The following is a 25,571-nucleotide window of genomic DNA, read 5'->3' on the forward strand; positions in this document are numbered from 1 at the left end:
TGCTCGAAATCAGCCAGGCCGTCGATGAAGGTGCTCATGCCGTGCTGATCGTTGATCAGGCTGGATGGCACGTCACGCCGAAACTCAAAGTACCCGACAACATCACGCTGCTGTACCTGCCGCCGCGATCGCCCGAATTGAACCCTGTCGAGAGCCTGTGGCAGTTTATGAGGGAGAACTGGTTGTCCAACCGGATATTCAAAGACTACGACGACATCGTTTCCCATTGCTGCGACGCATGGAACAAGCTGGTCGCGCAGCCGTGGAAGATCATGTCGATTGGAATGCGTGATTGGGCGCACCGGTTTTGATTAGCGCTCGTTGGTATTACATGGTACCTGCAGCTATTGTAGTGCTTGAAGTTTTACCGCAGCGCCCAGCGGTAAGCTAGACGTCGTTTCCTGCTCGCTCCGGACTTCACTCCAGCGGCAGGTCAGCAAGACGTCGACCTCGAACGCCTCAAGAGCAAATGCCATGGGATTTGTTCTCAGAGGTGTTTCACGTCGAACAGGTGGGCATTGATGACGGAGGCAAGTTTTGATACTGTTTCTATTCCCTTACGCTGGTGGGTCCTCATTAAGCTTCAACACTTGGCTTCCGCATCTTTCGCCATACATTCGAGTCATAACATACGATATTCCAGGACGAGATCGTTTATATTCAACTCAGCCCCTAGACATCGATATTCCCGAAATGGCGTCCAGCATCCTGCCCAAAATCAGCGATGCGATTTCGCAAAATGAGCCATTTGCGTTCTTGGGATACAGCATGGGCGCACTTCTGGCGTTCGAGCTAGCTCGGCAGATTTCGATCTTTCGGCCATGGCATCGTCTCAGATATTTTTTCGCCTTTTCTTGTAGCGCACCAAATATCAAGCACACTGAAGACATTTATGACTTCGACGACGCAGCATTTGATGCTGCCATACACGATTATTGTGGGACACCGATTGAAATAATTGAAAATACGGAGCTCATGGACATGATAAGACCGGCTTTAAGACGCGACATTAAGGCAAGCGCTAAATATGATCCCGGTCTTGGCTTCGCATTGGACTGCCCCGTAGATGCCATCGGTGGCAGGTTTGATCGTTGGGTTTCCGAGATTGATCTAAAATCGTGGTCGCACGTTACAAAGCTTTTCGGAGAAGTCAAAACTTATCCTGACGGTCACTTTTTCATAGAAGGCCGTGAGGAGGAAGTCTCAAATTATGTGTTAGCGCGATTGAGGCAAGTTGGTTTGCTCTGAGCCCGCCGTTTTCTTCTTAGCGGCGTTAACCACTTTTCGACTTGAGATTGTAAACGGAGGTGATTCTAAAATACGATGTAAAGGCGTATCCACTTTTGCCCTCGTTCTATTGGTATATCAGGCGATCCCATGTCTATCTCAGATGCAATTTATCGACCCTTCGAACGACTGATCCAACCTCTTAATATCCCCTACGAGCCGCTGCCCTCGAAAGGGCCGATCGCTGTCCTCTTGCACTTCGTTTCGATGTTCCGAGGTGTTCTGATCGCCCTTGTCCTGTCTTCGATAGCGATGGAAATTATCGGGCTCTCAATGATTTGGGGCGTCTCGATCATAGTCGATGGGGTTACTCACCAAGGCGCCCTTCCTTTCGTACAGCGCAATTGGCTGGAATTGCTGCTCTTTGGTTTGCTGATCTTCCCTGGAATGCCGATCACCTCGTTTGTCGTGAATACCCTTACCTCGCATACGCTCGGCGTCGGCATGCCAGCCGCCATTCAATGGCAGGGTCATAAAGCGGTCGAACGGCAGGATCTCTCTTTCTTTCACGATACCTTTGCCGGACAGGTTGCCTCTCGTCTGCAGCAGGTGGCGTCGGCAGTTCAGCAGCAGATCGTAGCGGCCTTCCAGGCGATCCCGCGCTTTGCACTGCTAATGGTCGGCGCGTTGATGCTTCTGACCGCCTTGTCGTGGCCGCTTGCACTTCCGGTCCTTGTCTGGATTACTGCCAACTTGGCGCTGGCGGTCAAAATGGCTCCGGTCTTTGCCGAACGATCACGCAATACCGCCAGGCAGCGCAGCCTCGTCGCCGGAGCCACCACTGATCTTTATGCCAACATGCATATGATTAAGCAGTTTGCGGCAGAGGACAGTGAGGCCGACGCGATCCGAGGCGTCATTGGAAAGGCAGTGTCAACTCAACACAAGGAACAACGCATCTATCGCAGCTCCGAGGTCATAGTCGTTTCGCTCACGGCGCTGCTTTGGGTTACGGAGCTTACAATTGGCCTCATGGGCCTCGTCGAAGGATTTCTGTCGATTGGAGAGTTTGTTGGAGCCGTCTACCTGCTCAATCGACTGTCCGGCAACACCTTCACGTTCCTGCAGATGGGCCAACAAATTTCCCAAGCTGTCGGAACGATCAAAGATGCCATGCCGGTGATGACAACGGTGCCCACCATCACTGACGCGACGAACGCAACTAGCCTTGCCATCGGCGGTGGAGAAATCCGATTCCAGAATGTCCGGTTCGGCTATCAATCTGGCAAGGTAGTGATCGACGATTTGTCGCTGACGATCCAGCCGGGAGAAAGAGTTGGACTCGTTGGCCTTTCCGGCGCGGGCAAGACCACTTTGGCGAACTTGCTTTTGCGCTTCCACGAAATTCGTGGTGGCGCAATCCTGATCGATGGCCAGGACATTCGAGCGGTGACGCAGGAAAGCCTTCGGCGTGCGATCGGAGTCATTGGACAGGATGTAGCGCTTCTACATCGCTCCGTAGGCGACAATATCCGCTACGGCCGACCAGAGGCTACGCAAGAGGAGATCGAACGGGTCGCAAAGCTTGCTAGCGCCGACGGATTCATCGCGGAACTAGCAGACGGTGAGAAACGCAAAGGTTATGAAGCCCACGTTGGCGATCGTGGTACCAAGTTGTCAGGTGGCCAACGTCAGCGCGTTGCTATCGCTCGCGTTCTTTTGAAGGATGCTCCGATTCTCGTGCTCGATGAGGCGACCTCAGCCCTCGATAGCGAGTCCGAGGCCGCCATCCAAGAGCGGTTAGATCTCGTTATGGAAGGCAAAACGGTCATGGCTATTGCACATCGTCTTTCGACCATTGCTAGCATGGATCGCATCGTTGTACTTGACCGCGGCCGGATCGTCGAAAATGGAACGCAGGAAGAACTGATCGCGCTAGACGGGCTGTTTGCACGTCTTTGGAAGCGGCAGACTCGAAAAACTGGCGCGGACGACCGCTCACCGACTATCGCACCATCGTCGAACTCATCGGCGCCACGACGTCCACCAACCGCCTGACGGTCCGTTGCCAACTCGATGAAAACCACTATCCCGCCGGCATCAAAGTCACCGACGCGGAAATGGACGAATTGAACATCCGGCGCCACCACTTCCACGGCGAATGGAACTACTCGATCAAGCCGCGAACACCAAATTCAGAGCCGTAAATTATCAACGCTGCCTTATTCATTTGCTTCTCCATTCGTCGACGGACGGCGAAGATTGCCAGCCATCGTTGGCTTTTTCGTCAAACGCGGACCCAGGCAGGGCGACAGTCGGCCCCATACCGAGGAAGAAGCCGAAATGAATGTTCATCTCTCCGATCGGCTCGATAAAACGGCTGTTGCTGAGCGGACCCGCGTTGATGGCATCAAACGAGAGCGTCTCGGCAAGGTCGCGTACTTTCGCAGTCGCTCAGCGTCATCGCCCGCAACGAAGATTTGCATTTTTTTAGAAGCACGGGTCTCGGGTGAGATCAGGCCGGCGAAGATGGTGTTGAACGCCTGGACGACGTGCGCCCCGGCAGCAACCTTCTGGATTTCTTCGGCCGCGGAGGTCGTGTTCCCCAGCAGAAGCTGCTTGTAGTCCGCGGTGATCGGGTTGCTGACATCGATCAGGATCTTCCCGGTCAGGTCACCACCTTCGGCAAGAACGGAAGCGACGGCCTGCCCGGTCGCGATGGCCGATGACAAGGTCAACGCCTGCCGATGCGAGCGCCCGAGCAAATCCCGAGCCCATGTTTCCTGTTCCGATAACTGCGACTTTCATTGTCTTATCCTCTTTTGCTCTTGCCCACATATTGACGATGAAATGAAACGGGATAAATCTCGCGAATATCGCTTTACCTGAAACAGGGCGTTTCAAATGGATCGACTGACGGGCATGGAAGTATTTGTCAGAGCTGTTGAAAGCAGTTCATTCAGTGCTGCTGGAGAAGCCATGCAAATGTCGTCCCAATTGGTCGGAAAACATGTGCAAAAACTCGAGCAGCACCTGGGTGTCCAACTGCTTCATCGCTCCACCCGACGGCAAAGCCTGACGGACTTTGGTCGAATCTTCTACGAAAGAGCCAAGATCATCCTGTCGGAGGTTGAGACGGCGGAGAGCATGGCAGCCGAAACCCGTGCTGTGCCAAGCGGACGCCTGCGGATCAATGCCCCTGTCAGCTTTGGCATGCGAACCCTTGCTCCTCGCTTACCCGAATACATGAAGATGTATCCGGAAGTGTCGGTGGACCTCACTCTGGCCAATCGTGCCGTCGACCTCATCGAAGAGGGCTACGATGCTGTGTTCCGTGTCGGAGAGCTGTCGGACAGCGGCCTGATCGCGAGACAACTAGGCCCCTATCGCCTGGTATTGTGCGCCGCGCCCGCATACCTGGAGACACACGATCCGGTGACGTCGCCTTGGGACCTGCAAAGGCATGAGTGCCTTGGCTTCTCGCATACCGAACTGCGGACGCATTGGACGTTCGAAGGGCGAGATGGACGAGAAGTCGTACCCGTGACCGGCCGGCTCATGGTCGACCACGGCGAGCCCTTGCTTTGCGCCGCTCTCGGAGGCTTGGGCATCATGCTGCAACCCGAAGAACTCGTGAAAGACTGCCTGACAGATGGCAGACTCGTTGAATTGTTGCCTGGATACTCTGTGCCAAGCCGTCCCTTGCATGTCCTCTATGCGCCAGACCGTCGGCTGACACCCAAGCTCCGATGTTTTATAGATTTCGCAGTGGCTAGCTTCGGAGCGTCGAAAGATTCCGCATCAACGCACCAAAAATGAAAGCGGAGTGCGCCGGAGATTGCCTGAAAAAAGTGAAGGCTTTAGAGGTCCTATCAAGCAAAAGCCGGCTCTTCCGGGTGGGCCAGGATTCCAGCCAGCGTTTGCCCTTTATGATAAGATTTCTCATCCGCGACAAGACGGTCGACCACGACGGCGCATCTGAGCCAATTGTCCGAACGTACCCCAAGATGTTCACTTGCGTTCACGCAAGCCTTCGCGCTGGCGGCATTGAAGACCGATCTAGGGAGGAAGTCATATGGAGAATTCGCACTTTTCGCTCGAAGGAAAAAACGCGTTGGTCACCCAACAGACGGCCGGCACGGATGCATGCACCTGACGCCCATGAAGATGCCACCCGTCCTTCAGGCATGATAGATAGTAGCGAGATCGTCGCCGTTGGCCGCATTCCGGAGACACCTTGGGCGCTCGCTGTCTATTATCCGAAATCGCTGCTGCGGCCAGCGATCATTGCCAATCTCGGGATTGTTGTCGCCGTTGGGTTGCTCACTCTGCTCATTGAAACCTTCATTCTGCGCTCCATTCTGCAAAAGCAGGTGGCGGAGCCGCTGGTAAAACTGATACCCGCCACGCAGTTGGTTGGCGGCTCCGGCGCTACGCTCGCCAACGACGAGATAGGCCAGCTTGCACGCGATTTTTCATCGATGGCGCATGTTCACACAGCACACGAAGCGCTCGAGGAGAAGATTCAGGAGCGTACCTCCGACCTGGAGGGGCATTCTTGGTTGGGTAACCCAACTGACGAATGGTCGCCCTGACGCGTTTGCCCAGCTTGATGTAGAGCTCGACCGCTCGAATCCTGTCTTCGTATGAATACATGAACTACCCTCCTGGTAGTCCAAGTTTTCGTCCGCATCCCCCACTGGTCAATTCCCTATCTCGATCTGTCCACCCCCGGGAGGCGCAATCAAGTTGCAAAATTGCTATATACCCGTAATAAGAGTACATATTCGGCGCGGATGCGCAGCCGGCACAAATATTAAACCTGGATCACTCCATGGAGCAGGCCAGTCATGCGAGCCGATTATACGATCTATAATTGCACCAGCGAATTAAATTCCACCAAAAACATGGGTGCATTCAGTTGCACATACCGCATCTTTTCAGCGCAAAATGGATAGTGCACGACAGAATCGACCCAACTGATGCGGTCAGGCTGTGATATTCCCTATTGAATTCATCGCGGCTTGGTTGGTGCGATCCAGAGTAGCGATATCCAAGCCGTGACCGACCTTAGCCGAGGCTTGCAAAATGGATCAAGTGAAGTGCCCTTATCCGGTTTGCAGGCTTTTCCTCAACGAGTTGAAGCAGACGGACGTCATTGCGCAGGTTACGGAAGACAACAACCTTTGCGAGGCAATTATTACCTGTTGCAGGGAGAAGTCGATGACGCGCACTCGAAGTGCCATCCTACCCTACCACCTTCATGGAATATGATGGTGCCAAGGGTGCGTTGTACCGGCTTGGCGCTCGGTAACTTTTGAGGTCTCGAAATCGGGAGACGCCTTGGTGCTGACCACCGCAGAATGTCCTCAATGATCGAAAGATGACGTCTCGTCACTTTCATCGCGGTAGGTCCCTGGTCGCTCTCCGCGCGCCGGCAGATGCCGCCCTCGCCGCTCGCCATGCGAAGACCATAGCTGGCCCGATCGTCGTTCCCGGTCCTGGGTAGGTGCCGCGAAAGATCGAACTTGCGTCGTTGCCACAGGCGTAAAGCCCTGGGATCAGCGACCCCGACTGATCAAGTACGCGGCCATCTTCATCAATGCGCAGCCCGGCGCTCCCTGCCAGCTCCACCGGCACGACCTTAACCGCATAGAAGGGCGCGGCTGCGATCGGTGCGAGGCAAGGGTTCGGCGAAACAGCCGCATCGCCGTTGAAGCGGTTCATGGTGGATCCGCCTCGGCCGAAATCATCATCCCGGCCCAGGGTGGCGAACCTATTGTTTGCCGCCACGCTGGTCTGCAAGCCTTCCGCATCAATGCCAATCCGGTGCGCAAGCGCACCGAGATCGCCGCTCCGTATCAGATAGCTCTGCCGCACGAGGCGAGCCACACCGCGTCCACCGGGTAGCGCAAGACCGAGCCCGTATTTGGCGATGAAGCGGGAATCCACGATCAGCCAGGCCTTGGACAACCCTGCGCGAATCATACCCGAGCAGAAATCGTGATAGCTGTCAGCTTCATTGACGAATCGCCGCCCATTCGGGCCGACCGCAATCAACCCAGGCTTAGCGCGATCCAGCAAAATATGCGGCCAGACCGATTGTGATCCGTCGGCGTTCTTCCGAATGGAACAGGGCATCCAAAGTCCAGCGCTATCGCCGCCATCGTCGAGAGCAGCCCCTAAACGCTCCACCGCTAGCGAAATCCCGTCACCGCCATTGCCGATCGGCGATTGGGAGAACGGCGCGACCTGGGCCGGGAAGAGTTGCTTGCGCAGCGCTTCATTCCATCCTATCCCCCCGTGGCCAGAACCACGCCTAGCCTGGCGTGGACGGTGCGCAGACCATCGCCGGTTTCAATGACAGCCCCGGTAACTCGCCCGTCGCTCCGCAGAAAATCAACCAGCCCGCTCCCGAACCATATGGGCACGCCACATTTGCGCAGACTGATCAGCAGTCGGCCAACCAGCGCATTTCCCATTAGCAGTCGTGTTCCGCGCCTATGCACAAGCCGATCACAAAGATAGGGAAGTACTATTCCCAGCGTCGTGCGGAAATTCGAAAAACTTCCAAATGGTTTCAGCAGCGCCCCCAATTCCGCTCGCCCCACCATCATTCCGCCAAGGCCCATGAACACATCTCGCGGCGGGCGAACACGCGCAAAATCCGCTCCCAATTGGCGACCGTCAAAGGGGAGCGGTGAAAGCGCCCGGCCGCCATAGGCAGAACCCGATCCATCGAGATAATCAGGGTGCGCCGATGCAGCGACGAAGCGCACATCAGTCCTTTCCTGCAACTCGGCAATGGCGTCCGGCCCGGTCGCCAGAAAGGCTGCGCGCAGGTCATCGCCACCTCGGTTTCCCACGACATGGCGCAGGAACTCCGCCGCTTGGGCGGTGGTATCTAGCACCCCGGCCTCGCGGCTGAGCGCGGTCCCGGGAATCCAGACCGTCCCACCGGACGTCGCGGTCGTCCCGCCAACCATCTCGGTCTTTTCGCAAAGCAGCACCGACAGACCATCGAGCGCACCTTTGAGTGCTGCCGTCATCCCTCCCGCCCCTGCGCCGATTACGAGCAAATCGACTTCCTCTGGCGCCTCAAGTTCCCGCTCGCTCATTATATTAGTCCTCCGCGGCCTTACGCAGGATTGCCAATGTCGCTTCCAGCGCCATGACGGCGCGGCCTTGCGCGTCAATTCTGCGTGCCCAACCCTGATGCGGCACCTCCACACTGATCGTGGCATCGGCAGGGATCGTCCTGGCAAGCCCCACAAGATCGATACGCCCATTCCCGGAAACAATCGCTCGCCTCTCGCAATGCGTATGAGTTCTGCCGGGTTGGGATCGAATGGCACCTGGCCGCCGCAGAACTGCACGTAGTTGATGCGCGAGGGCTCCAGAGCGGCGACGTCGACCAAACTTGTTCCCGCACGATCGAAATGCAGTGCGTCGATAAGAATTCCGACATTCTGGCGATCAGCCATGTTCGTGACATGAAACGGCGGTGGCGAGGTCACGCGCTGCAGTCCAAGGCATGAATTCAAGATCTGCGGTCAGGCCTCGCGCTGCCGCCATGTCTGCGAAACGGGCAAGAGAGGCCGCCTGTCGCGCAAGGTCGGTATCATCGCCCGCCACCAGGACATGCCGGGCTCCCAACTCGGCGCAGCGGTCGCAGAAGCGCTCGAACAATGCCCAGTCGATGTGTTCCCCTAGCCGGACGATCTCCACATCCGCAACCTCAACACCAGTGTCTTTCAACGCGATGGTTACTTCGTGCAGGAGCGCGTCATCGGTCATAAGCGGAAAAGGGCCCTCCCCGCCCGCTGGCAGGATGCGGAAACCGATCTTCTGATAGCCCGTTGTGGCCGCGATGCGCACAGCTTCAAGTGGCCCTACTTCTGCAACGGTCAGGAAGGCGAGTGAAAGAGGATGTGTCATACCATTCACCGAAGGGGAGAAAAGCCGAGCGGCATGGCGATGTCCGAGGCCATTTCGGGATGTAGCAGGTCTGGCCCACCCTTTGGCGGCCACTTGCCGTCCGCAACCGACTTTGCTCTGGCCTCGGATCGAACGGCAAGGCTTGCATAAGGCCAGATTTGGGTCCAGCGCAACGGGCCATCCAAGGAGTACATTGCCACCGCCATTGGCGAATATTCCTCGCGGGGAGGAACGGCCTCCTTCCATGCCGCAAGGAGCGGTTCCAACGCTCCCAACTTCGGGCGATAAGTTCGAATCTCGTAGATCGGGCCTAGGGCGCCCGAAAGGCAGTCTGGGCGAAAATCGGCGCCGCGATAGCTGTCCATCGACAGCTTTACAAGATGCTCGGCGCAGCCGAAGGGATTGTCGTTGCGCAGCGCACGCTCCCGCTCCTCCAGCATCTCGGCCGCGTCGTCAAAGGACCGCAGCAGATAAACCCGGTTCAGTGCGCCAACATCAGTGCCCCATGCGCCGCACAGGCGACCGCGACCTTCGGCAATCCATTTCTCGATTCCCGGTGCGGCCTTGCCCGCACCGAAAACCACGGTATCAAGCGCCGCAAATTCATAAAAGGTCATCGTTAAGTCTCCTCAATGCCAATAACCGGTAGACCGACTAGATGGCGGCCAACTACAAATCCAAATGTCATCCCCGGTCCGAGCGTAATTCCGCCAGACGGGTATCGACCGTTCATGACGGAGCTCATATCGTTGCCCACAGCGAACAGACCGGCGATGGGCTTGTTCTCACCATCCAAGACACGCGCGAGGGCATCAGTCTTCAGTCCCGCGAAAGTGCCTAGGCTGCCGGGAACGATCCGCACGGCATGAAACGGCGCCTGCTCCAGTGGACCGAGCGAGGGATTTGGTCGGTTGAGCACGTCACCCTGAAGGCGATTGTATGGACTGCTGCCCCGCCCGAATAAAGGGTCTTCGCCCCGACGCGCCGCCTCGTTGAACTGGTTGACGGTGGCGGCCAATGCCGTGGGATCGATCCCGCACAGCGCGGCCAGTTCCGCGAGGCTACGAGCTGAGCGAACATAGCCGCTGCGTTGCCACGGGCGCAAAGGAAACGGGAACGGCTTGGCCGCTCCGATGCCCCAGCGGCGGCGGGCGCCATCGTCGGCAAGCAGCCAGCAATAGGGGGCCGCCCCCGTTGGCGTGGCACGCAGCAGGGCTGCGATGAAATCGTAATAGCTGTCCGCCTCGTTCACAAAACGGCGCCCATTCGGAGTGACCGCGATAAAGCCCGGCTTGGCGCGGTCCACCAGATGCGGGAAATTTGTCACCCCGCCATCCGAACGCGGGGCAAGTGAAACAGGAGCCATCGCCGTGGCGGAGGCAAGATCGTCCCGCAGGCGAGCACCTACCGCTTCGGCCAACCGCAGCCCCTCGCCCGTGTTCGTGCGCGGCGCGGCGGAATGATGATCAAGCCCATGTGGTCCGGCATGGGGAACCAACGCGGCAAGCCCCGCGGGATCGTGGGGAAATCCTCCTGTCGCGAGCACGACCCCGCGCGCGGCCCTGATCGGAAACGACGTCCCCTTTACTTGCAGCACCGCGCCCGCGACCCGCCCTTGCTCCTGGATCAGCCTTGTTGCCGGGGCCTCGGCAAGAAGCGTAACCCCCTTGTCCAGGGCCGAGCGCAGCAGTCGGGCGACCAGCGCATTGCCATTGACCAGATGCATGTCGCGCCCATGTCGCAGCCGATGCCATGCAAAGCGAGCCAAGCGTCGGGCAACGATGAGGCTTGAGGTCAGGCTCCGCGAGGCGTTGAAGAAATGCGACATTTCTGCTCCGCCCTTAACAGTCATCCCCCAGACGGTAGCCTCACGCAAAGGTGGGCGCAGACGCTCAATCAGGCTGCCCAGCCTCCGACCATCAAACGGCGCGGCAGAAACTGATCGACCTCCTATCGATGAACCGGGCGTATCATGAAAATCGGGGATCCGGTTTCCGTCGATCCATTCCATTTCGGCATGGTCGGCGAGGAAGGAAACCATCCGGGGACCGTTAGCAAGAAAGCTATCGATTCGGGCATCACCTGCGACATTCCCGATCTCGCTTCGTAGATAGGTCAAAGGGTCCTCTATGTCCTCTTTAATTCCTGCATTCAAAGCCAGCGGATTGCGCGGGATCCAAAGCCATCCTCCTGAAATAGCCGACGTACCACCGAACCAGGAAGATTTCTCAGCAACGACGACCTTCAGGCCATGATGCGCGGCAACGACTGCTGCGGTCAGGCCAGCGGCGCCCGAGCCCAATACGAGGACGTCGCAGCTCATCGAACCATCACCTGATCGTACCATCTCGGTCATACCAGGCCTCCTGCGGCCAATATTGCTGAAAAGCGCCAGATAGCCGCTCGATGAAGCGGCACTCCGGTCCAAGGATTGGAGTCGCTCTTCCTGTGTCCAACCATTCGCTCCTCACTCGCTGCAGCATGAGATCGGGGGCGACCCTCTTCGCTGCTCCGCACCAAGCGGTCAGAGACTGCCACCTCACGCCAAAATATGGAAGCGATTTTTATTGTTGAAAGCCTTTCCATTCTGTGAAATGCTTTGTTTTCGAGACTTGATGAGGGAGGAAGAACTCAACGCTGAGGCGGGGATATGCCCCGCGTATTGCTCGTTGGCGGATCGGGCTTCATAGGGCGGCGTGCTGCTCAGGCACTGCTGTCGCTCGATGCGACACCACGGATATTCGATCTTCCCGATTCTTTGCAGCGAATGCCGGTTCTACCGGGCTGTGAAACAATTGAAGGTGACGTGACCGATCAGCGATCATTGGCGCTGGCGTCTGAAGGCGTCGATGGCATTATCCATCTCGCCGGCATGATGACGCTTGCGTGCGAACGCAATCCAAGGCGGGCGATTGAACTGAACGTCCAAGGAAGCCTTAACGTCTTCGAGGCTGCTCGGGCTGCCGGCGCATCCGTTGCTTATCTCAGCTCTGCTGGCGTGTTTGGCCCATCGGATGCAGTGCACCCCCAGCCGCTGACGCTGTATGGCGTGACGAAGCTGGCGGTGGAAGGGATAGCACGGGTATATGCGGCGGATTATGCAATCGCGAGCGTGGGCTTGCGGCCTTATGTTGTTTACGGCCCTGGAGAAAGCAGCGGCATTGCGGCCGGCCCCTCGATAGCGATTGCGGCTTCGCTGCGCCAGGAAGCGGCGACGATCCGCTTCTCTGGCCGCGTCGGCTTCGTTTATGTCGACGACGTTGCCCGGCTGCTGGCGGCAGCGACGACGCGGCCAATCCAGGGCGCAACCGTGCTGACGATGGCTGGGGACCCCCGCGAGATGGTGGAATTCAAGGCTGCACTCGCTGACCGCACGGGATGGACAAAAATCGACATCGAGGGCCCGCCGCTTCGGATCCCGTCGGATTTGATGTCAGATCCAGTGCCGCCATGGTTGGGCAATCATTCGCCCACTTCTATCGAGGACGGCATCGAGGCATCGATTGCCGCCCTGCGCGACCGGAACGCGCCTGAGACCTGCGAGCCTGCTGGAAAGCGGGCGACTGCGCTGAAATAACGATCTGTCTAAAGGAGGAAACGATGAGATCGACTACAATAATGATGATGAGCAGGGCGCTATGATGACCTCGCCCGCTCAGGCGCAGGACCCGATCCGGATTGGCTTTGTCATGGCTAAGCAGGGTGCACAGGCTGAACACGGCAAGCACCATCATGAAGGCACGATGATCGCGCTGAAGGAGTTCAACAACACCGCGCGCGGCCAGCCGGTCGAGGTGATCTGGCTCGATGAGCCGACGCCGCAGGATGCCCAGCAGAACATGCAAAGGCTGATCGACGAACAGAAGGTCGTTGCCGTTGTGGGAGGGGGTAACAGCGCCACGGCCCTGGCCATGAGTGCTGTGGCCAAGCAGAACAAGATTCCGTTCATCGCCACCAACGCCGCCGCAACCGATATCATCGGAGCCAAGTGCCACCGCTACACATTCCGTGTGCAGCTCCCCGTCATCCCGCAAGTACGTGCGTTGGCCGACGAACTCAAGAACCGGGGACACAATTGGTACTACATGGCCGCATCCTACGCGTTTGGGCAGGATGTCGTGCGCTCCTTCCAGACGGAAGGCAAAAAGATCGGCGCAACCACCGTCGCCGTGGACGAGGCTCCGATCAACACGGCGGATTATACGTCCTACATCCTCAAGATCCGGGCAGCGAAACCTGATGTCGTCGTCGGCGGCCTCGGCGGAAACGACATTTCGACGTTTCTCAAGCAATGGAACGAGATGGGCATGAGAGATCGCGGCGCACCCTTCGCGCAGATCGGTGTCGCCGATACCGACATCTGGGGCATTGGCGCTGCGGCCGCCTCGGGCATCTATACCAAGATCTGGTACTACGATAATCCAAACAACCCTGACGAGGACAAGAAGCTCGCCGCAGATTACATGAAGGAACACGGGCATCCCGCATCGGATCGGGTGTGGATGGGCTGGTACTCGATGAGGACTTTGCTACAGGCTCTGAACAGCGCCGATTCGCTCAAGGCTGCCGATATCGTCAAGTCGCTAGAGGCATGGAAGGACGAGAAACGCGGAACCACGTTCCGGTCGTGGGACCACCAGATGCTTAACCCGGTTGTACTGGCAGAGGTCAAGAAACAAGTCACCAAAGACTACGAGTTCCTTGACGTATTACGCTCCGTGCCGGGCAGCGACGCGCTTTACGGGACACGCGAAGAAGTCGGTTGCAACATAGGCGATCTTTGATTTCTGTCGCGCAGTTCGTCTGTCGAGGTCCAACAACCGGGTTCCTCGAGGCTACCTTCTGCGGCCCGGTTCCGCTTGATCGCCTAAACGCTGGCCACTTTCCGGTCCGTTGAGACCTGCCCTGCGGAGCTTATCATGCTTGAACTTATTCTATCCCAGGTCGCCAATGGGTTTGTACTGGGTTTTCTCTATGTCCTGATTGCAATCGGGCTATCAATCCTTTTCGGGATGTTGGGCATCGTTAATTTTGCCCATGGCGCGATTTTTGCAGTGGGAGCCTATCTGGCCGTAACTCTGGTGCCCGTGCTCGGCTGGTGGGGCCTGCTGCTGGTCCCTGTCCTGAGCGCAATGCTTGGCATCCTGTTCGAAGTGACGCTCATCCGAAAGCTCTATGGCAAGGAGCCGCTTTTCGGCCTGATCGTGACCTTCGGCCTGGCGCTTTTGATTGAGGCACTCATCAAGTATTTTTATGGCCCCAGCGGCCGGCCGTTTTCGCCGCCGGATTTTCTTCGCGGCTTCGTGGAGATCGGTCCGATCCTGCTGACCAAATACCGCATGGCCAGTGATCGTCTGCACGGTTACTATTCTCCTGATTCTTTGGTACTTGCTCGTCCGCACACCTTTTGGACGCATCATCCGCGCCGGCAGCGAGGATCGCGAAATGGTCGGTCTGCTCGGCATCAACGTCCCTCGCGTGTTCATCGGGGTCGTTGCCCTCAGTTGCTGTCTGGCCTGCACTGCCGGGATGCTGGCGGCACCTCTTTGGACGGTCACGCCTGCGATGGCCGCCAGCGCCATCATGCCCGCCTTCGTGATCGTCACGATCGGGGGCCTTGGATCATATCTTGGTGCAATAGTCGCCGGTCTGCTGGTTGGCATCGTGACTGCGCTCACCATCCAGTTCTGGCCCGCTGCGGCCGGTGCGGCAATGTATGCGCTGATGGCGCTTGTTCTTCTCGTTCGCCCGCGCGGGCTATTTGGCGACCGCTAGGAGCCTACCCATGAAATCACGTTCTTTCGTCTTGCATCCGGTTGTCGTCGCAGCCTTCGTCTTCGCTGCGCTTACGGTGGCCAGTTTTCCACTGGGTATTCCCGTCTCGCGGATCACGCAGATCGCGATCTTTACGCTCTACGGCATGGGCGTGGCGCTGCTGGTCAGCTATACCGGTCTGGTGCCCTTTGGCGCATCGGTGTTCTTCGGCTGCGCGGGTTATGTGGTCGCCCTCGGCATGCACTATGCGGGGGGCAACGGAATCACGGGCTTGCTGATGGCCATCGCGGCGTCGGCAGTTATCGGATTCGGGATCGGTGCACTGATATTACGTCGCAGCGGCATCTATTTCTCGCTTCTGACGCTGGCATGCTCACAGATCGCCTATGAAATTGCGTTTAACTGGACTGAAGTCACCGGAGGCGAGAACGGCCTGCAAAACGTACCGCGGCCTCTGTTTGCTTCGCCGCTACCCTATCATTTTTTCGTGCTGTTCGTCGTGCTCGCAGGCATGCTTTTCCTATGGCGTCTGGTCCACGCACCCTTCGGCCGGTCGCTTCAGGCAATTCGCGACAATGAACAGCGTGCCGAGAGCCTGGGCTAATGATGTGCGGCGACTGAAGCTGAAGGCCTTCGTCTTGTCGGCTATCGTGGTTGGCTGCGCCGGCGCGATGCTGACACTGATGATCCGTGGTGCCTACGCAAACAGCCTGGGTTGGCAACATGCCGGCGATGCGCTGCTGATGACAATCCTCGGCGGAATGAATCATTTCCTCGGTACGCTTTGGGGAGCGATCGCCTTTATTCTGCTGCAAGACCAACTTTCGGCGTTGACCGAGAACTGGTGGCTGATTTTCGCTCCGATCATAATCCTGATGGCGCTGCTTTCACCCGAGGGTGTGCAAGGTTTTTTTCGCAAGCTCACGGGCAAGTCGGATTGGACACTCGTGCGCAACACGACTCCAGCCCGGCCCGCGTCCATTGATCCCGCCAAGGAAGGTCAGACCGAAGTCGTGAATCTGGCGAAACCAATCATGTCTGTGCGCGGCATTTCCAAAAAATTTGGCTCGATCGTTACAGCACGCGGATTGGACCTCGACGTCATGCCCTGCAGGGTCCACAGCTTCATCGGACCAAACGGGGCGGGCAAGACGACGTTCTTCAATATCCTCACCGGCATCATCAAGGCCGACGAAGGGGAAATATTGTTCGAGGGACGCAACATCAACCGCCTGCCCATTCATAAACGTGTCCGGCTGGGTATTGCGCGTTCTTTCCAGATCCTCAGCGTCTTTCGCGAACTGACGGTGTTTGAAAACGTCCGTGTTGCCGTACAGGCACAGAGCCCTGTACGAGACAGCTTGTGGCGGGATGCGCATGGCTTCGATGAGATCAATGCTCGGGTATGGTCCCTTCTCGCTGAGGTTGGCCTCGATAACCGCGCAGGCGACAAATGCGCCAATCTCTCGCATGGTGAGCAACGCCTGCTGGAAATCGCCATTACCCTGGCTTCGAACGCAAAGATCCTGTTGCTCGACGAACCGCTTGCGGGTCTTGCCGAGGCGGATAGAAAGGTGGTCGCAAGGCTCATCACGCGGCTGGGCAAAAGCCATGCGGTGCTGCTGATTGAACATGACATAGACCGAGTGGTGGCGATTTCAGACCGGCTGACAGTTCTTCATCAGGGCCGTCTGATTGCGGATGGCAAGCCCCACGATGTGGCCCGCGACCCTGCCGTGATCGAGGCCTATATGGGCACCGCCAATCTCGATGCGCAAATCGTCGTCGACAAGGCAGATCCGGAAGCGGCACCTCGCCGGACGCTGCTGAAGGTGGAAAACCTTCGTGCGGGCTATGACGGCAGCCTGATCCTTGACGGGCTGAACCTTGAGCTCCGCGAGGGTGAGGTCGTCGCGCTGCTTGGCCGAAACGGCGTGGGCAAAAGCACGACGCTCAAGGCGCTGATGTCGGCGGTCGAAGTCTCTTCGGGAAGGATAACGCTCGGTGATAAGGATATCACGGGCCTCCCCTCGTACGAGATCAACCGACTGGGGATTTCGATGGTGCCGGAAGGTCGCAGGTTGTTCCTCGGTCTCACCGTGCTTGAGAACCTGCAACTGGCACAGCGCGAAGGGGGCCAGCATCGAGGAAATTTATGAACTCTTCCCGAAGCTGAACATCCTGCGCAACCAGAAGGCGCAGGGGTTGTCGGGTGGTGAGCGGCAAATGGTGGCCGTTGCCCGCGCACTGATGGTGCCCTCGAAGGTTATCCTGCTGGACGAGCCTTTCGAAGGTCTCGCCCCCGCAATCGTCCAGGATATTCGCTCCGCAGTTTCCAAACTCCGCGCGCGCGCAAGTCTCATCATCGTAGAGCATCATGCCGAAAGCGTGCTGCAATCTCCGACCGCGCCTACCTCATGGTCAATGGACGAGTCGCCTATCAGGGCACCGCCTATGACCTTGCGATGGATACTGCCACTCAGACCCGACTTCTCGGCGTCGCCGGTGAACATTAATTCGTAAGGAAACAGAGAAATGAGCGAAAATCTCAGGATTGATGGCGCTAGTCGCATTTACCCGATTATCGGTGACCCGATCTCCCAGGTCAAATCTCCCGCCGGAATGACTGCCGCTTTTGCTGCCCGGGGCGTCAATGCGGTCGTCGTCCCCATTCACACCTCAGTCGATGACGTGGACGATTTCATCCGCACCGCCGGACGCACCAAGAATATTGATGGGATCATCGTCACCATTCCTCACAAGTTCGCGGCTTTGACCCATTGCTCTACCGCTACCGAGCGCGCGCGAATTACTGGCTCCATCAATGTATTGAGCCGCAACCCGGACGGCACCTGGCACGGCGAGATCTTCGACGGGCTGGGGATGTTGGGGGGAATTCGCTCACAGGGCGGTGAGCCGAATGGAAAAAAGACGCTGTTGGTTGGCGTGGGCGGCGCCGGCATCGCCATTGCCCAGGCGCTGCTGGAGGCGGGGGTACGCGAACTTGCTGTCCATGATGTTGATATCAACCGCCGTAACCATGTCATCACAAGGATGCGGGAGTTTTATGGCGAGCGAGTACACGTGGGGTCCGACGATCCAGCCGGGTTCGAACTCGTGGTTAACGCGACCCCGATGGGGATGCGCCCTGAACACCCTTTCCCCGTTCAGATCGAGCGATTGTCGCCAGGCACCTTTGTCGCCTGCGTCATTACTGCTCCCGCTGTTTCGCCATGGGTGGCCGCCACCCGCGAAAAAGGCTGCCGCGGGAGCGTCGGCGTCGATATGTACACAGCCGAGCAGGAGTTAATGCTGCAATTCTTCCTCAATTCGATTTCAGCCGCATGAGGGAGGGTTCAACCACCGGAATCCGCACGGTCCTCGTCACCGGGGCGAGCGGCGGGATTGGCAGCGCGATATGCGAGGCTTTTGCAGCGGAGGCGCGCGCGGCAGAGCGACCCTTTCGCATCGCCGTACACGGGAGCCGGGAGAGTCCGGCCCTTTCACAGTTGCTGCGACGCTGTCCAATGTAGATGTTGAGGCACGGCCCTTCGCCGCCGTCCTCACGGACGTGGCGGCCTGCGACGCGCTGATCGGCAAGGTCGCCGCCTGGGCAAGACGCCTTGATGCCCTTATTTCCAATGCGGGACAGTCCCGGCCCGGCAAACTCGCAGAAATGTCACCTGAGGACTGGCAGCAAACGCTTGACCTCAATCTCCGGGCAACCCCTGGCTCCTGGCGCGGGCCGCACACCGGTCACTGATCGCTAGCGGCGGCTCAATCACCGCAGTCGCTTCGATGTCAGGCCTCTCTCCCCATCCTGGTTATGGCGCCTATTCTACGGCCAAGGCAGGTCTGGTGATGTTGTGTCGACAATTGGCGCAGGAATGGGCAACCGATGGTGTCCGCGTCAATGTCGTCTGCCCCGGCATAATTCGCACACCGTTGACTGAAGCGGTCTATCGTGACGACGACCTGAAGCAAAAGCGAGAAAGCCTCGTGCCGCTTGGTCGAATAGGTGTGCCGCAGGACCTCGCCGAGGCAGTCGTCTTCCTGACCGGAAAAAGAGCAGGCTATATCGCGGGCGCCATACTCCGCATCGATGGGGGATTGTCGGACGCAATGTTGCATCTGATACCTGGCCGTCCCCAAAAGGAGGCTGAAACCTCTCCGTCCGCGCCCGACAATCATAGAGGCCTCGGAGGAACACAATGACGGGATCAATCGCAGTTGCCGTGATTGGAGCAGGCGCCATTGGGCGGACCCATGTCGAAACCATTTCACGCACCCCAGGAGTTCACCTGACTGCGATAGTCGATCCTGCGCCCGGCGGTCAGGCGCTTGCCCAGTCGATTAACGTGCCCTGCTTGCCTGATACTTCTGCACTGGTCGAGTCGCGGCTTGCGCAATCGGCCATCGTCGCCACGCCAAATGAGACCCATTTGCCGATCGCTGCGATCCTTCTGCGCGCGGGGCTGCCGGTTCTGCTGGAAAAGCCGGTCGCCGAAAGCGTGGAGTCGGCGCTCCGGCTGATCGAACTGGTCGACGTGACTGATGTCCCATTGCTGGTCGGTCATCACCGCCGTTACAATCCGGTCGTTTGCGCGGCGTATGAAGCCATCCAGGGCGGCGCTTTGGGTCATCTGGTCATGGGTACCGTAACCAATTCTCTTGCCAAGCCCGCGAACTATTTCGAGCCCGTGTGGTGGCGCACTCCCGGTGCGGGAGGTCCTTTGCTGATCAACCTCGTCCACGAAATCGACCTGCTGCGACACTTCTTTGGCGAGGTTGCAAACGTCCAGGCCTTGGTCAGCAACGAACGCCGGAGATTCCAGGTGGAAGATACCGCTGCTGTCTGCCTGACCTTTGCAGATGGCGGCCTTGCCACCCTCTGTATTTCCGATGCTGCGGTTGGGCCGTGGTCCTGGGACCTTTCCGCGGGAGAAAACCCGGCCCGCTTCCCGGCCAACGAGGTTTCCGCGCATTACTACGCTGGCAGCCGAGGAGGGCTATCGCTGCCGGATCTGCGCCTTTGGAAACCTCCGGGAGAACCGGATTGGACGTGTGCGCTCGTCCCGGAGACGCTTCCCTACAAACCTGCCGATACCTATTCGCAACAGCTTCTGCATTTTGCCGAGCTGGTGCGCAAGGGCGGCCAACCCCGTGTATCGGCGCGAGATGCTACAGCAAACATTATTGTCCTCGACGCAATCGCCAAGGCCGCCATGATGGGTCAAACGATGGCGGTTGACCTTTCATGCCTGTCTCGGCCATGTGCAGGTAAAGCAAACCTCGGAAGGGAGTCATGAGTAGCATTCTAGAGAAGTCACTCGCCATTATCGAGTTGCTTGCCGACCATCCTGTCGGAATGGCAGTGTCGACGATAGCCACTCGCACCGACCAGCCGATCAGTGGCGTTCATCGCACGCTTCAGGAGCTCGCGCGGCTGGGTTATGTGCGTCAGGTCCAGGCACAGGGGCACTACGTCCTCACGATTCGTATGCCGGCGATGGGGCTTGGTTTTCTAAGCCGTGCCGGTATCACTGACGTGGCTCAACCCATCCTCGATGCGTTGGCTGTACGATCGAAAGAACTGATCCGCCTTTCGGTGGTCGACGATGACAAGCTCATCTGGGTGGCCGTGGCGCAGGGCGCAATGCATGGGCTCCGCTACGATCCGGGGCAAGAGCAGGGCGTAGTCGTGCACCTTGCGAGTACCTCCGCTGGGAAGGCTTGGTTGTCGACCATGAGCGACGAGGAGGCACTGGCACGGATCTCTGCACAAGGCCTCGTGCGCGATGCGGAGGGCACGGGCCAGCATGCCCCGCGGAGCCTCACCGAATTGCTCGGACGGCTCGCCGAGGCCCGCAAACAAGGTTACGCAGTCGCAGTTGATAGCTATTTGGCTGGAATGGCTGCAATGGCTGTCCCGGTACGCTATCGCCGCACCGGACCTGTGTTGGGCTGCCTTTCCATCGCAGGCCCCGCGGTCAGGATGACTGCTCAGCAGATGGCTGAGCTTGCGCCCGACCTACGCGATGCTGCAAGCGAGCTGGGTGAGGCCGCCGCCGGTTCGAAGTATTTTGAAGCCAATATTCGGTCTTTCCAAGCTGGGGAATGAGTTGGACGGTGACATCTTCCCGCCAGTTCGGCGAAGTCTTGGCCTTCAACCCATCCGACTTCCCGGCAAGTCCGGTCATTATCGGTATGATTCTTGGCCTTCTTCGCCGAGCAGCAGTTCCGACGTCCACAAGTCGAGAATCTGCGCCGCGGAGAAGGCGCGAGCTTGATCAAAACGCTTGCGCTCCGGCTCGCTGCAGACGTCGGGAACAGCCGATTTCCTATCGCAATTAGTTGCGGGGTGAGGAACACGTGATTTTGCACCTACGCATGTAAGTCATTGATTTTACTGAGGTGCCGTTGTTCACCTTTGTATCCCCGCAGCTAACTGACTGAGTTTACAAGAGTTTCTCGTCTATGCTGGTTGCGAGGGCGGGATTTGCTCCTGCAACCGCCAGGTTTGGTCGACCGTGAACAATGATCGGCGCTAAGCGGTGCGCGGTTTCGCTCCACTGTGCAGTCAGGTGAGCATCAACCACAAAAGCTGCCTCATCCAGTTGAGGAGGAGCGAGAAGTTGTAGCCGGTGGCCAGCACGGCGTTGATCACGTCGCCCTGTTCGCCGGCGAGATATTTGCGGCCCATCCGGTGCTCGGCCTTGAGATGGCCGATGACCGGCTCGACGGCAGAGAGCCGCCGCATTTCGCGCTTGATCGCCGGGGTGACGCGGCGCTTCTGGCCGCTGGTGAAGACCTGGAACCGGTGGCTTTCGGGGGCATTGTGGCCGCGGTAGCCGGCGTCGGCGAGGATGCGCTCGATCTCGTTGCCGATCGTCTTTTCGATGTCCGGGACGACGGTCGCCAGCGTGTGGCCGTCATAGGGATTGCCGGGCAGAGCCTTCGCATGCAGCGAACTGGCCGCCCTTCGAGCGCTTGAGCGTGGTGGCGAGCGAGACCTTGACGCCGAACTCGGAGGGCCTGTGCGCCTTGCCTTTGCCGATGCATTCGACCTCCGGCGCATGCAGGCTGTAGATCTTGCGGCCGCGCTGGCGTTGCCTTTGCTCCAGAACCGTCGAGGCCTGGTAGAGCGGCCAGAGGAACACGCTCCACAGCTTCTCGTCCTGATCTGGCGGCGAATATCGCGGACGGTGCGGCCGAGATAGGTCTTGAGGGTCCGCAAGGCCTTGTTCGCCCGCTTGAACTGCTTGGCATGGGCATAGCGCTGGCGCTTGATCAGCGCCAGCTTGTCGACCCGGACATAGGTCTGGCACAGCTTCACGCCGGTCTTCTTCGACAGGTCTACAGACACAAGATCATCGCCGGCTGGCGCGCCGGCGGCCCGTCCGACAGAATGGCAAGGGTGAGGAACGTGCGCGGTTTGGACGGCGCGTGAGCCGGCGGTTGCGTCCACGTTTCTTTTACTCGCTACAAGATGATGCCGGCGTGAAACACGGCGATGGCTAAGCTTTTGGTAAACTGCCCTTGTCCTCAGTATGTAACTCAACACTCCTAATCACCTTTTTTTCGACAGGTACTGCGCCGAGGTCAAGTAGTAGTTCCGGGCCGTGGCATTGATCTGGCGTTCGCCAAGTTCGGTCAGCGCCCGGGCCTTGAGTTCCTTCGCCGTCACGTTTTCAGGGTCGAGAGCCAGAACATGATCGACAAGTTCGGCGGCCCATTGAAACTCCTTCTTCGATCGCTTCCTTGGCTCGATCGAGCGTCTTCGCCAGTCCACCGGCTAGGTTAACCATCTTGCGGGCGCGCTCGGTCGGTGGCAGCGGGAAGAGATTGGTCGCATTGCCATCGAACCATCCGACATAATCGGCATAAATACCCCGTACCGCCCAAGCGACGCTGCCATAATATTCCTGGAGGTACGGGCTGTTTGCAAGGCCGGCAGGTAGCTTCACCTCCTGGACAAGTTCGTCCGGCGTCTTGCCGTACTTGATGCCTGCAAGGGTCTGGTCGAGGACGGTCTTGATCCCGTCGCGGTAGTCTGTGAGAGCCTTTCGCACCTCGTCCTTCCCAAGAATTGGACGCATATGCCCCTGCACCATATAGGTGGCGTCCAAGGTGAGCATCTTTTCGAGGCTGGCGATCCACTTCTCGGGCGGCCTCAGTTTAAGGCCGCGGATCGGAGAGAGGTTCGGGTAAGATTTTAAGAAGTCGTCGCCAGGAATAAGAACACCCTTTTCGGCCAGCCAGATAGCCGTGTTCTCCGGAGACTCGCCGGGAGTGTGGATGAGCTGCATCCGGACGCCCGCCACCTCGGTTGTTTGGCTATCGCCCGCGAAAGTGCGCGTCGGCGGCAGGTACCCTTCCCGAGTGTGCGGCGTCATACGACCGTATTCGAGCTGGGTGCCGGCATTGATGAACAGCTCGTCGGGCAGCTTCGTGCCAAACGCGTCGCCGCCGTCGCGCTGGCCCCTGCCGAACTCGAGGCCGGATTCCACCAGCGTCTGGTGACTGTAGATTTCAGGGTCGTCATTGCCGGAAAACACCGTCGCACCGCCGGTGTGGTCTGGGTGATTGTGCGTGTAGATGATTGCTCTGACAGGGCGCAAAAAGCGATCCCCGAAGGCATCCATGATCGCCCTCGCATCGACCGCGTTGGCGGAGGTGTCGACAATGATAGACCCCGTGTCACCTCGAATTAGGATGACATTGCTTGCGGAGTATCCGACGGCCGCAAAGACGCCGCCGGTGATGTGAATGACTTCCTTCCTGAACTCGGCGGAACTCGCGCGGAGTTGCTCACGGCCAACGAACTCGTCCGCGTGGGCAGGCACCGATTGATCTCGAGGCGTTCCAATCACCATAGCTAACCCTCGCAACTCATCATTAACCCTCCGCCACTGGCAGCGGCTGTCGATTGATGCCGTGCCGGTTGGGAACCGTCATGGCTTGCCATCCTGCTTAGCAAGCTGTCACGGCTTGCTGTGAGATTACATAAGCTGCCTCGCCGTTTGAAACGAGCTGCTTCATTCATCAGCCGTGCAGATCAGCTACGAGGCAATACCAGCAATCGCATCCAGGAACGCATCGATCTCTTCCTCGGTATTATAGTAATGTGGTGACGCTCGCACCACAGGCGGGAGTTGTCGCATGTAGGCGTCAACGGGTGTACTGGAGGGAGGGGAAACTGAGACGTTAATTCCCTTGCCACTCAGATAAGCCATGACGGCCGGTGAGTCCCAACCGTTAACGGTGAATGAGATGATGGAAGCAAGCGGCGCCCCGAGATCATGTACGGATACGGCACGCATCCCCCTCAGGCCTTCGCGAAGCTTTGACGAAAGGTGATAGCAACGCGCTTCGATGTTTTCGAGCCCAATGTCGAGCGCATAATCCACTGCCGCCCGCAGGCCGAGACGAACCGAATAGTTCTTCTCCCAAGTTTCAAAACGTCTGGCATCAGGCCGCAATTCGTATCGGTCGGGACCGGTCCAGGGTGCGCCATAGAGGTCGATCATCGCGGGCTCGATCTTCTCCAGGACCGATTTACGCATGTACATGAAACCAGTTCCTCGTGGAGCACGGAGAAACTTTCTGCCAGTTGCGGTGAGGATGTCGCAGCCGAGCGCATCAACATCGATCGAGATTTGCCCTGCGGCTTGGCAAGCGTCGAGCAGATAGAGAATGCCATTTTCGCGCGCTATACGACCGATCGCTGCCGCCGGATTCATAAGCCCGCCGTTCGTGGGAATCCAGGTCACCGCTATCAGCCGAACGCGATCATCGATCATTTTCGCCAGCGCGTCCGGATCGAGGACGCCAGAAGCGTCATTCGGAATGACTTCGATCGACACGCCTGTGCGCTTGGCGACCTGCAGAAAGGCGACATAGTTGGCTGCAAACTCAGCACTTGCCGTCAGGATTCGATCTCCAGGTCCAAACGAGAGGGAGTAAAAGGCGCGCTGCCAGGCGATCGTCGCGTTTTCAGCTATCGCAATCTCGTCGCGGTCGCAGTTTACGAAAGTAGCCAAGCTGTCGTAGGTTCCCTCCAACAGCGAGTAAGCCTCCGCTGCCGCCTCATAACCTCCGATTTCGCCCTCTCGGCTCAAATATCCCGTCACTGCATCGATCACCGTGCTCGGCATCAGCGCCGCCCCAGCGTTGTTGAGATGATTTCTGTTTTTTGTGCCGGGTGTATCAGCGCGCAGACGAAAGAGGTCCAAAGTCTTGCGAGCGTCGCGGCTGATTTCCGACATGAGGGATTCCTTCCTTTGATCGAACCAACAATCTTGTTGAGACAATTGGCATTGTCGCGGAAGGCGATACTTTCGCAACCTGCTGTGCAGAAATGGGCATCGTTGTATGGACGCCTGCCAGGTCGGCCGTAGCGCTGCGAGCAGTCCATTTGCGAAACTTCACGAAGACCAGGGTGCGTTTCTCAGAAGTCGTTGTTCGTCTCGACGAACCAGCTTTTTCAGGAACTGCTTTACGGCTCTCACTCTCGGGAGATAAGCCAAGTCCTGATGTGCCGACATCCAGATCTCACGTTCGCCGCTCAACTCGTCGAGCACTGGAACGAGACCGAGGTTCAGACTGCGTGCGAATTCGGGAAGGGCTAC

At 58.2% G+C, this 25,571-nt stretch carries 24 protein-coding genes and 5 pseudogenes; 18 read left to right on the top strand and 11 right to left on the bottom strand.

Annotated features, from left to right (window positions below; translation table 11 throughout):
• From BSG20_RS31000 to BSG20_RS31015, 4 genes and pseudogenes are all read left to right on the top strand, one after another.
• On the top strand, positions 1 to 311 hold a 311-nt coding region (locus BSG20_RS31000), incomplete at its 5' end, for a transposase (protein ID WP_177309909.1).
• Positions 312 to 537: 226 nt separating this feature from the next.
• On the top strand, positions 538 to 1,248 hold the full coding sequence (locus BSG20_RS31005) for a thioesterase II family protein (RefSeq protein ID WP_072381578.1): 711 nt from the start codon (positions 538 to 540) through the stop codon (positions 1,246 to 1,248).
• Positions 1,249 to 1,377: 129 nt separating this feature from the next.
• Positions 1,378 to 3,285: an ABC transporter ATP-binding protein gene (locus BSG20_RS31010; protein ID WP_072381580.1), complete on the top strand. Its 1,908-nt coding sequence runs from the start codon at positions 1,378 to 1,380 to the stop codon at positions 3,283 to 3,285.
• Positions 3,201 to 3,434: pseudogene (locus tag BSG20_RS31015) on the top strand (ISAzo13-like element transposase-related protein); the annotation flags it as partial. The gene BSG20_RS31010 and the pseudogene BSG20_RS31015, both read left to right, overlap by 85 nt.
• Before the next feature lie 144 nt (positions 3,435 to 3,578).
• Here the strand turns inward: BSG20_RS31015 and BSG20_RS31020 are convergent.
• Both BSG20_RS31020 and BSG20_RS38715 read right to left on the bottom strand, forming a co-directional pair.
• Positions 3,579 to 3,959 carry an NAD(P)-binding domain-containing protein gene (locus BSG20_RS31020; RefSeq protein WP_244541494.1) on the bottom strand — a complete coding sequence of 127 codons (381 nt, stop codon included), beginning with the start codon at positions 3,957 to 3,959 and terminating at the stop codon, positions 3,579 to 3,581.
• Complete coding sequence (locus tag BSG20_RS38715) at positions 3,901 to 4,065, bottom strand: NAD(P)-binding domain-containing protein (protein ID WP_306372265.1); 165 nt, start codon at positions 4,063 to 4,065, stop codon at positions 3,901 to 3,903. The genes BSG20_RS31020 and BSG20_RS38715 overlap by 59 nt, the downstream gene beginning before the upstream one ends.
• Before the next feature lie 66 nt (positions 4,066 to 4,131).
• Between BSG20_RS38715 and BSG20_RS31025 the strand changes: the two genes are divergently transcribed.
• Complete coding sequence (locus tag BSG20_RS31025; protein WP_072381584.1) at positions 4,132 to 5,046, top strand: LysR family transcriptional regulator; 915 nt, start codon at positions 4,132 to 4,134, stop codon at positions 5,044 to 5,046.
• Between the two features lie 323 nt (positions 5,047 to 5,369).
• Positions 5,370 to 5,822 carry a hypothetical protein gene (locus BSG20_RS31030; protein WP_244541499.1) on the top strand — a complete coding sequence of 151 codons (453 nt, stop codon included), beginning with the start codon at positions 5,370 to 5,372 and terminating at the stop codon, positions 5,820 to 5,822.
• A gap of 805 nt (positions 5,823 to 6,627) precedes the next feature.
• Here the strand turns inward: BSG20_RS31030 and BSG20_RS37950 are convergent.
• The 5 genes from BSG20_RS37950 to BSG20_RS31050 form a co-directional block, all read right to left on the bottom strand.
• The gene (locus BSG20_RS37950; RefSeq protein WP_306372266.1) at positions 6,628 to 7,524 is read right to left on the bottom strand and encodes an FAD-binding protein; all 897 of its coding nucleotides are present in this window, start codon (positions 7,522 to 7,524) and stop codon (positions 6,628 to 6,630) included.
• Complete coding sequence (locus BSG20_RS37955) at positions 7,521 to 8,345, bottom strand: FAD-dependent oxidoreductase (RefSeq protein WP_244541495.1); 825 nt, start codon at positions 8,343 to 8,345, stop codon at positions 7,521 to 7,523. The genes BSG20_RS37950 and BSG20_RS37955 overlap by 4 nt, the downstream gene beginning before the upstream one ends.
• Before the next feature lie 358 nt (positions 8,346 to 8,703).
• Positions 8,704 to 9,165 carry an apurinic/apyrimidinic endonuclease family protein gene (locus tag BSG20_RS31040; RefSeq protein WP_083540036.1) on the bottom strand — a complete coding sequence of 154 codons (462 nt, stop codon included), beginning with the start codon at positions 9,163 to 9,165 and terminating at the stop codon, positions 8,704 to 8,706.
• Positions 9,166 to 9,170: 5 nt separating this feature from the next.
• The gene (locus BSG20_RS31045) at positions 9,171 to 9,782 is read right to left on the bottom strand and encodes an NIPSNAP family protein (protein ID WP_072381588.1); all 612 of its coding nucleotides are present in this window, start codon (positions 9,780 to 9,782) and stop codon (positions 9,171 to 9,173) included.
• Between the two features lie 2 nt (positions 9,783 to 9,784).
• Positions 9,785 to 11,521 carry an FAD-dependent oxidoreductase gene (locus BSG20_RS31050; protein ID WP_244541496.1) on the bottom strand — a complete coding sequence of 579 codons (1,737 nt, stop codon included), beginning with the start codon at positions 11,519 to 11,521 and terminating at the stop codon, positions 9,785 to 9,787.
• A 294-nt stretch (positions 11,522 to 11,815) separates the two neighbouring features.
• On the opposite strand from BSG20_RS31050, the gene BSG20_RS31055 reads away from it, so the two are divergent.
• From BSG20_RS31055 to BSG20_RS31090, 12 genes and pseudogenes are all read left to right on the top strand, one after another.
• Entirely contained in the window at positions 11,816 to 12,742 is a 927-nt protein-coding gene (locus tag BSG20_RS31055; RefSeq protein ID WP_072381590.1) for an NAD-dependent epimerase/dehydratase family protein, read from the top strand.
• A 61-nt stretch (positions 12,743 to 12,803) separates the two neighbouring features.
• The gene (locus BSG20_RS31060; RefSeq protein ID WP_072381592.1) at positions 12,804 to 13,949 is read left to right on the top strand and encodes an ABC transporter substrate-binding protein; all 1,146 of its coding nucleotides are present in this window, start codon (positions 12,804 to 12,806) and stop codon (positions 13,947 to 13,949) included.
• Between the two features lie 135 nt (positions 13,950 to 14,084).
• Positions 14,085 to 14,366: pseudogene (locus BSG20_RS38520) on the top strand (ABC transporter permease subunit); the annotation flags it as partial.
• A gap of 145 nt (positions 14,367 to 14,511) precedes the next feature.
• A complete protein-coding gene (locus BSG20_RS38525) occupies positions 14,512 to 14,940 on the top strand; it encodes a branched-chain amino acid ABC transporter permease (RefSeq protein WP_280142224.1) in 429 nt (142 codons plus the stop codon).
• Positions 14,941 to 14,950: 10 nt separating this feature from the next.
• The gene (locus tag BSG20_RS37960) at positions 14,951 to 15,544 is read left to right on the top strand and encodes a branched-chain amino acid ABC transporter permease (protein ID WP_244541497.1); all 594 of its coding nucleotides are present in this window, start codon (positions 14,951 to 14,953) and stop codon (positions 15,542 to 15,544) included.
• On the top strand, positions 15,516 to 17,099 hold the full coding sequence (locus tag BSG20_RS38530; protein ID WP_280142225.1) for an ATP-binding cassette domain-containing protein: 1,584 nt from the start codon (positions 15,516 to 15,518) through the stop codon (positions 17,097 to 17,099). The genes BSG20_RS37960 and BSG20_RS38530 overlap by 29 nt, the downstream gene beginning before the upstream one ends.
• Positions 17,044 to 17,463 (top strand): ATP-binding cassette domain-containing protein, encoded by a 420-nt coding sequence (locus BSG20_RS38535; RefSeq protein WP_342030083.1) that lies wholly within the window; start codon positions 17,044 to 17,046, stop codon positions 17,461 to 17,463. The genes BSG20_RS38530 and BSG20_RS38535 overlap by 56 nt, the downstream gene beginning before the upstream one ends.
• A gap of 12 nt (positions 17,464 to 17,475) precedes the next feature.
• Complete coding sequence (locus BSG20_RS31075) at positions 17,476 to 18,288, top strand: shikimate dehydrogenase family protein (RefSeq protein WP_072381594.1); 813 nt, start codon at positions 17,476 to 17,478, stop codon at positions 18,286 to 18,288.
• Positions 18,289 to 18,358: 70 nt separating this feature from the next.
• A complete protein-coding gene (locus BSG20_RS38540) occupies positions 18,359 to 18,703 on the top strand; it encodes an SDR family NAD(P)-dependent oxidoreductase (protein WP_208611018.1) in 345 nt (114 codons plus the stop codon).
• 17 nt (positions 18,704 to 18,720) lie between these two features.
• Entirely contained in the window at positions 18,721 to 19,155 is a 435-nt protein-coding gene (locus tag BSG20_RS38545; protein ID WP_280142227.1) for an SDR family NAD(P)-dependent oxidoreductase, read from the top strand.
• Positions 19,152 to 20,249, top strand: a complete 1,098-nt coding sequence (locus BSG20_RS31085; RefSeq protein ID WP_072381596.1) for a Gfo/Idh/MocA family protein — start codon at positions 19,152 to 19,154, stop codon at positions 20,247 to 20,249. Before BSG20_RS38545 ends, BSG20_RS31085 begins: the two co-directional genes overlap by 4 nt.
• Positions 20,246 to 21,061, top strand: a complete 816-nt coding sequence (locus BSG20_RS31090) for an IclR family transcriptional regulator (RefSeq protein WP_072381598.1) — start codon at positions 20,246 to 20,248, stop codon at positions 21,059 to 21,061. Before BSG20_RS31085 ends, BSG20_RS31090 begins: the two co-directional genes overlap by 4 nt.
• 459 nt (positions 21,062 to 21,520) lie before the next feature.
• Here the strand turns inward: BSG20_RS31090 and BSG20_RS31095 are convergent.
• The 4 genes and pseudogenes from BSG20_RS31095 to BSG20_RS37100 form a co-directional block, all read right to left on the bottom strand.
• Positions 21,521 to 22,300, bottom strand: a pseudogene (locus tag BSG20_RS31095) (transposase family protein); the annotation flags it as partial.
• A gap of 210 nt (positions 22,301 to 22,510) precedes the next feature.
• Positions 22,511 to 23,816 (bottom strand): annotated as a pseudogene (locus tag BSG20_RS31100) (alkyl sulfatase dimerization domain-containing protein).
• A gap of 186 nt (positions 23,817 to 24,002) precedes the next feature.
• Positions 24,003 to 25,208 carry an aminotransferase class V-fold PLP-dependent enzyme gene (locus BSG20_RS31105; RefSeq protein WP_072382357.1) on the bottom strand — a complete coding sequence of 402 codons (1,206 nt, stop codon included), beginning with the start codon at positions 25,206 to 25,208 and terminating at the stop codon, positions 24,003 to 24,005.
• A 159-nt stretch (positions 25,209 to 25,367) separates the two neighbouring features.
• Positions 25,368 to 25,571, bottom strand: a pseudogene (locus BSG20_RS37100) (LysR family transcriptional regulator); the annotation flags it as partial.

Origin of the sequence: Rhizobium tibeticum (assembly GCF_900110205.1) — a bacterium.
Taxonomy (GTDB): domain Bacteria; phylum Pseudomonadota; class Alphaproteobacteria; order Rhizobiales; family Rhizobiaceae; genus Rhizobium; species Rhizobium tibeticum.